This is a genomic window from Brevibacterium rongguiense, from assembly GCF_009857845.1.
In the GTDB taxonomy this organism is placed as follows: domain Bacteria; phylum Actinomycetota; class Actinomycetes; order Actinomycetales; family Brevibacteriaceae; genus Brevibacterium; species Brevibacterium rongguiense.
The window spans coordinates 34,803-41,720 of record NZ_WWEQ01000025.1 but is presented as its reverse complement, the minus strand read 5'-3'; the positions used below and the strand labels follow the sequence as shown (position 1 = coordinate 41,720).

4 protein-coding genes and 1 pseudogene are annotated in these 6,918 nt (G+C 70.5%); all 5 read left to right on the top strand.

What is annotated here, in order from left to right; translation table 11 throughout:
• Positions 1–803 precede the first annotated feature (803 nt).
• The 5 genes and pseudogenes from GSY69_RS07480 to GSY69_RS14600 all read left to right on the top strand — a co-directional run bounded on the left by GSY69_RS07480 (position 804) and on the right by GSY69_RS14600 (position 6,914).
• Entirely contained in the window at positions 804–2,546 is a 1,743-nt protein-coding gene (locus GSY69_RS07480) for an HNH endonuclease signature motif containing protein (RefSeq protein WP_160953244.1), read from the top strand.
• Between the two features lie 383 nt (positions 2,547–2,929).
• Positions 2,930–3,298 carry a DUF2316 family protein gene (locus GSY69_RS07475; protein ID WP_235936376.1) on the top strand — a complete coding sequence of 123 codons (369 nt, stop codon included), beginning with the start codon at positions 2,930–2,932 and terminating at the stop codon, positions 3,296–3,298.
• 9 nt (positions 3,299–3,307) lie between these two features.
• On the top strand, positions 3,308–4,195 hold the full coding sequence (locus GSY69_RS07470; RefSeq protein ID WP_160953243.1) for a putative RNA methyltransferase: 888 nt from the start codon (positions 3,308–3,310) through the stop codon (positions 4,193–4,195).
• A 767-nt stretch (positions 4,196–4,962) separates the two neighbouring features.
• A pseudogene (locus GSY69_RS15370) lies at positions 4,963–5,169 on the top strand (integrin alpha); the annotation flags it as partial.
• 137 nt (positions 5,170–5,306) lie between these two features.
• Positions 5,307–6,914: a hypothetical protein gene (locus GSY69_RS14600; RefSeq protein WP_328698799.1), complete on the top strand. Its 1,608-nt coding sequence runs from the start codon at positions 5,307–5,309 to the stop codon at positions 6,912–6,914.
• The last annotated feature ends 4 nt before the right edge of the window (positions 6,915–6,918 follow it).

The window sequence follows — 6,918 nt, the reverse complement described above, 5'->3', positions numbered from 1 at the left end:
GACCACCCTCGCGGGCCTGACGGTCGTAGACCATACGCACGGCACGGTCACGCAGCTCTGGACTGAACTTCTTGGGCATGCTCCGATTCTCCTTGCTGAGACTCGGAACGAAACCCAGGGCGCTTCACACCCCGGTTTGCGGGTGCCTGGGTTCGCGGCCCCCCTGGGTTTGCGGCCCGTTGGGTTTCCGGCCCGTTGGGTTTGCGGGTGCCTGGCCTCGACGTTCACCGCGCTGGGGAACGCGCCTTGCAGCGCAACCCGCCGAAAGACGCGGGCCGCCGTGCAGCCCATGCCTTCGCGCCGCACCGACCACCGTGGAGAACAGGCCACTGCGGCACCTGCGGCCACGAGCCCACCAAGCCCTGCGCAACGAAGCTTCGGGAAAACTCTTGCGCGGGGCCGTTAGTTCGATTATTATTCGTATATACGAGAGCGAGACCCTCAACGAGGAGGTGATGGCGGTGCAAGCGAATCCCGAGACTGCAGACCGGCGACTGTCGCAACCCGATCCCGGGTTACCCAACGCCTCGCCCGCGTTCACGGGTGGGGGCTGCGATGGCGCCGCCACTCGCCCGAATGGCGGCGCCCCTCCCCCGGAGGAGTCATTCCGATTCGCCCTCGGCTCGGGCATTCGCTCCTCGCTGCACGATTCCGAACGTGCGGCAGACGCAGCGTCGCGTGCCCGCTTCGTCGCGATTTGCGCATTCCTCATCGCAGCCCACCCCGGCCCCACGCCTGCCCACACGTGCCCCTGTGGCGCTTCTGACGCGCACCCCTCCCCCTGCGCGGAGCTGGAAGGCTATGTGCGCGCGATCCCGGAGGCGAGCTGGATTGCCCTCGCCCTCGAGCTCGACGTCTCGATCTTCCGCGCCAAGCGCCAGGGGGCACTCGCACTCTGCGCAATCCACGGCATGCCGGACACACTGCGCGAGACTACGGCGTCTCACCTGCGCTTCGGACGACTCGAGTTCGCCGCATCACTCGGCGTCAAACTCGACGAGGAGCGGCGCGCGACGTTCGACCATGCCGTCAGCCGAATCGACCCTGGCCTCGAATGGAAGCGCTATCGGCGCGCCGTCTCGGAGATCTACTTGGCGCTCCTGCCTCCGCGGGAGGACGGGACCGCGCGGCGCGATCGCGGCGTCAGCTGCTGGAACAACCACGACGGCACGGGCTGCCTGCAGTTCCGGGGGCCGCTGAGCACCATCGTGGCGGCCGACCGCAGACTCACTGCATGGTCGAAGGGCGTCATCCGCGCGGAGACGGCGCTCTTCAACGCCGCCGAGGCGCGCGATCACCTCGCACCCGGTGATCGGCTTGCCGATGCGAGGCTCTTCGACGAGCTCCGCTTCGACATCGGTCTGCTGGGCGTTCCCGAGGTCCCCCTCACCGTCGCGCACGCAGATGGCTCCGAAGAGCTCATCACGCTGACGATGCCCACGGAAACGGCGTGGCTGCGGAAGCAGGCAGGGGTGGCCGTCACCATCCCGTTGCTGAGTCTGCTGGGGGAAAGCGACCTTCCAGCGCGGCTCGACGGCGAATCTCCGCTGTCTGCGGCCGAGGCGCGTCGCATAGCCTCCTGCGCCCCCTCGATGCGGCGCATCCTCACCGATCCCATCACCGGACGGGTAGCCGAAGCCGTCGCGCGTTCCTACCCGATCCCCATGTCTTTGCGCACCACACTCATCCAGGAATGGGTGTGGTGCACAGTCCCCGGCTGCAGTCGGATGGCGCGCAGCTGCGACATGGATCATGTCGCACCGTTCGACCATGAGAATCCGGCCCGCGGAGGGCCCACCCAGCTTGACAACCTGCACCCGCTCTGCCGGCGCCATCACCGCCTCAAGACCGAAGGAGCGCTGGGGGTGGAGCGCCGGGGCGACTCCTTCGTCTGGACGTTCCCCTCCGCTGCCGCAGCTGTCCTGCGCCCACCGGGTTCGGAGGCGGACATCGTGCACGCCGATCAGCTCCGCGCCCTCCTGTGCCTGTGGGATCGCACCGACGCCGATGCGGCGGCAGACGATTCGGCAACGGAGAGCTGGGCGGCAGCGCGCACTAGGACGGAAGAAGTACACGAACCACCGGAGCATGAGGGTCCGGCGGCGAACCGAACGAGCGCCCCCTGTCCTCACGCCTGGGGTCCCGCGCATTGCCCTCCCGGTGAACAGCGCACCGCTGTGCCGACACCCCACCCGCCCGACGTCCCCGCGGCCCGGGCAAGCGCACCTCGTGCTGCGGTTTTGCACACCGCCGTACCAACCCCCACTGTTTCGGCTGCTTCCGCTGTCCCCACCGCACTGGGCAGTCCTGTTGGTCCCACTGCTCCGAACACTCCTGTGGACACCACTACCCCGCCGGCGGATGCCAGCGTTGCCGCCCAAGGCACTCGCTCCACCGCCACTGCACCGGACACTGCTCCCCCACCTCGTGCAGCGAGCCCAGCGCCCACACCTCATACGCCGGGTACCGCGCCCACAAGCCCGAGTCGGCAACCGCGTCGCCGCCCCCGAGCCATCACCCACCCGTTTGCGGCACCTCCGCCGTGACGCCCACTCCCCCATGGTTCCCCACGCACGGTTCCCCACGCACGCGATGCTGACCGCGCTTAAGGACCCATCGCGCAGAGACGACGCAAGCGGGCGTGCGGCAACGCATGGGCAGCACAGCACGGCCGACAAGGCCCACCGCGTAGAATCGGTCGCCATGGTGGAAAGCGCCGATGACCGAGCGATGCCGGACAAAACGGAATGCTGGGCGAGGATTTGCGCGAGCTTGTTGTTCTCCGCAGACCGGGCTGTCCCGCTCACATGACCGCCAACGTACGCAGACATGACCGCGCACGTCAGCGCCGGCCCCAGCGGCGCCGAGTGCCCGCCATCGCCGGACGCCTGCCACCTGCTACTGCCCCCGCACGACCGGAGATGCCCCGATGTCACTGAACGCCCGCCAACGCCAGCAGACGGCTTGGGAACTCCGTACCAACCTCGCGGCCACGGGGCTTTCCACCAAGCAGATCAGCGACCGCGCCGGCCTGAGTGAGGCGCGCGTCAGCGCCGCTCTCGCTGTGGACGATGCCGATCCGCTCGACGTCTGGCGGCTGCGCGATGCCATCGCGGGCGCGTTGGGCGAAACGGGAGCCTCCCCGAACGGCGGGGCCAGTCCGGACAGTGGGGCCGCCCCGCACAGCGGTGCAGTCCAGTTCAGCGGTGCCGTCCCGTTCAGCGGTGCCGTCTCGTTCAGCGTGCTGTCCGACGACAAGCGCGCCGCCGCCCGCGCCTGGTTCGGCTACGAGGGCTGATCCACCGCCATGGCCGTCCCCCGTTCGCTTCCCGCCGTCCTGTCGGCACTTCGCTGTCCTCTGTGCGGGCGCGAGCTGGCACTCTCCGGCAGCGCACTGCGCTGCCCGCAGCGGCACACCTTCAACATCGCACGCCAGGGCTACCTCAGCCTCCTCGCCGATGCGAAGGCCCGCAGCGGCGATGACGACGCGATGATGCTCGCCCGCGACCGCTTCCTCGGCTCGGGTGCCTACGTCCCGCTGCGCGATGCCGTCGTGCAAGCGGCGCTGGGCGAATCGGGAGCCCCACAGCCGCACGGGGCCGATGGTGCGCACATCGTCGACGCCGGCAGCGGCAGTGGCTACTACCTGGCAGGCGTTCTCGCGGTGAACGAGGAAGCCGAGACCGCGGGCTGGGGATTCGGCTTCGACTCCGCCGTGCGCGGCGCCCGCCTCACGGCCAAGTGCCACCCGCGCGCGGTGGCAGCGACGTGGGACGCCTTCCGACCCTTCCCGCTCGCCGATCGGTGCGCCGACATCGTCCTCGACATCTTCTCCCCACGGAACCCAGCCGAGTTCGCGCGCATCCTGGCACCGGGTGGTCGGCTGGTCGTGGCGCATCCGCGCGCAGACCACCTCGCCGAGCTGCGGGCCGCGGTGCCGGACATGGTCGGCATTGATCCCGAAAAGGAGCGCCGCCTGCACGCGGCGCTCGATCCGCTCTTCACCGAGGACCACCGGCAGGAGCTCGCCTTCGAGGTCGCGCTCACGCCGGACCGAGCCGCTGATCTGATCGGAATGACCCCCTCGGCCCGGCACGTGTCCGCAGCAGACCGCTCCGAGCGCCTGGCCGCCGAGGGGGCACTGCCCGCAGCCGTGACCGCGGCCGTGACCGTCAGCCGGTGGGAGCCCCGCTAGCAGTGCGCGAGGCGGAGCGGTTCAGCGGCGTGCCACCGCACGCCCGGTCGCCGCTCTGCCCCCGTGCCCGATCTCTCGGGTGCACGGGCCCTGGGCCCCGAACCGGGGTGGGCAGCTGGGTGCGGTGAGTTCCCGACACATGACACCCACCCGCGCCGCATTCAGCTGCCCGTGACTCGGTCATGTGAAACCACTGACCACGTCTCACAATGCAAGATCGCAACCCGGTGACTTCAGACGCTCCACGGTCCCGAAATTCCGCGCAGAACCGCGTTTCTAACCCTCCCGACCTGGGCTTATAGTGCGAAAACCGCAGCGCTTCGTCTCAGGTTTTGCTCAGCGACTTCCAGCAAGTACACAGCGTAGGCTAGCCTTCAGAGGGCCGCGCTTCCCCCGCTCCCGCGGCCGCGAACAGGCCCGCACCCGGGCCCCAGAAGAAGGCTCCCCATGACACAGGCACCACCCCCGTCCCGCCTCAGAACTCGCCGCAGCCGCCGAACCCGCAGCAGAGCTCCCAGTCGACCGGGCGGCTGCGCACCGCGGCCCGCGGCCCCCTGGCCCTCGCCGCGGGTGCCGCCGCCCTGGCCGCCGTGGCCGCCGGCACCGGCATCGTCGGCCTGACCGGACCGGCCTCGGCCCTCGAGGCCACGGCCGACCCCGACCACACGTGGACCGGCACGATCCGCGGAGCCACCGGCGCGTCCGTCTCGCAGCGCTCGTGCGACTTCACCGGCGACGGCAAGCAGGACATCGTGACGAGCAGCTGGATGTGGGACCGCGGCCAGTACGGCAGCATCGGCGCCACCTACGTCATCCCGAACGGCACGAAGTCCGCCGACCTCGATGATCCGAACTCCGGCATCATCCGCATCGAGGGACCGCAGGAGGAGGACACGCTCACCGGCTTCAACGTCAGCTGCGCCGGCGACGTCAACAACGACGGCTACGACGACGTCCTCATCTCATCTCCGAATACGTCAACAACCGCGGCTACGTCGTCTACGGCTCCGATGACCGCTCCACCGTCTCCCTGCCCTACCTGGGTGAGCGCGGCTTCGTCCTCCAGGGCGACAACGAAGACAACGACCGGACGGGCTACCAGCTCACCGGCGTGGGCGACGTCAACGGCGACGGCTTCGACGATGTCGCTGTCATCGCCCTCACCGCCGAGAAGCGCGCCGGGCGCGCCACGATCGTCGCCGGCGCGGACGACATCGCGACCGTCGACCTCACCGGCGATGACCGCATTCTCGGTCGCATCAACGGTGGCGGCCCCACGCAGGGCATCTCCGCGATCGCACCCGCCGAAGACGTCAACGGCGACGGCGCACAGGACTACATCCTGGGCGGCTACGTCGCCGTGCCCGACGGCTACGACAAGGACGAGCGGAAGGCCCACGGCATGGCCTGGGCCGTCTTCGGCAAGGAGGACGGCAAGCTGGGCACCGTCGACCTGGGCAAGGGCTTCGACGGCTTCACCGTCAACGGCCCGGCGCGCGGGCGCGATCGCCTCGGCATGTCCGTGGCCGGTGCCGGCGACATCGACGGCGACGGCAAGGGCGACGTCCTCATCGGCGCGGACAACGTGGCCGCCGTCGTCGACGGCGAGCTGAAGTACAGCCGCGCCGGCGGTGCGGCCGTGGTGCGCGGGTCCGCCAGCACCGCGACCGTCTACACCGACCCGGATGCCGACGTCCCCGCGGCGACGCCCAGCGCCTCCACCAGCTCCGCGGCATCCGCCGCCGAGGCGCGGGCCGGCTCGGTCACCGCCTCGCCCGCAGTCTGCGAGACCGGGAGCGCCACCCCAACAGCACCGACGACATCGCCGAGCACCGCGCCCGCCTCCGTCTTCACCGCCTCCGGCCCGTCGGCAGAGGCGGGCGAGCGCACGGACCGCGGCTGGTGGATCACCGGGGACACGAACGGCGGCCACGGGGGCTACGCCGTGGCCGCACGGCCCGCCAGCGCGCAGACCTCCGGCACCCTGGCGATCGGCGCGTGGGCCCAGGACACCGCGTGGGCGCTCGACACTTGGGCGCTCACACAGCCCGTCGTGCACATCGCCGAGGTCAACTCCGCGCTCGTCACCCGCGTCTCCGGTGCGGATTCGAGCTCCCGGCTGGGCCGTGGCGTCGGCTTCGTCGACTCCTTCGACGGCACCTCTGGCCCGCAGCTCGTCGTCGGGGCAGACCACGCCACCGGCACCACCCCCGGCTACGCCACTCTCGCCCCGGCACCCGCACCCGGCACCGTCAGCCCCAAACCCCGTGCGAGCACACCGGTCCCGGATCCGTGCACCACGACCACGGAGCCCGCCCCGGAGGACTCGGACACCGCAGGGCCCACCGACTCCGCTGCTCCGACTGACTCCGCGAACCCCAGTGAGTCTGCTGGTCCGAGTGCATCCGCCAGCCCCTCGCAGTCGGCCTCGGGCGGGCCAGCAGATCCCAGCAGCCCGAGCAACCCGGGCGGTCCCGACGATCCCGGACACTCAGACAATCCCGGGCACCCGGGCAGCCCCGGTGACAACAACCCGGGCAACGACAACGGCGACGGCGGAGACAACCCCGGCGACAACGGCAACGGCAGCGACAACGGCAACGGCCCCCTGCCCCGCACGGGCGCGCAACTCGCGGGCATGCTCGCGGCCGCGGCGGCCCTCATCGCAGGCGGCGTCGCCGTCATCATCGGCGCCACGCGCAGGAGGAATGAGAAGTGAACCG

Bases quoted from the DNA above. Each gene is read 5' to 3' on its own strand.
- GSY69_RS07475 (WP_235936376.1), top strand. From the start codon at position 2,930: ATGTCACTGAACGCCCGCCAACGCCAGCAGACGGCTTGGGAACTCCGT.
- GSY69_RS07470 (WP_160953243.1), top strand. From the start codon at position 3,308: ATGGCCGTCCCCCGTTCGCTTCCCGCCGTCCTGTCGGCACTTCGCTGT.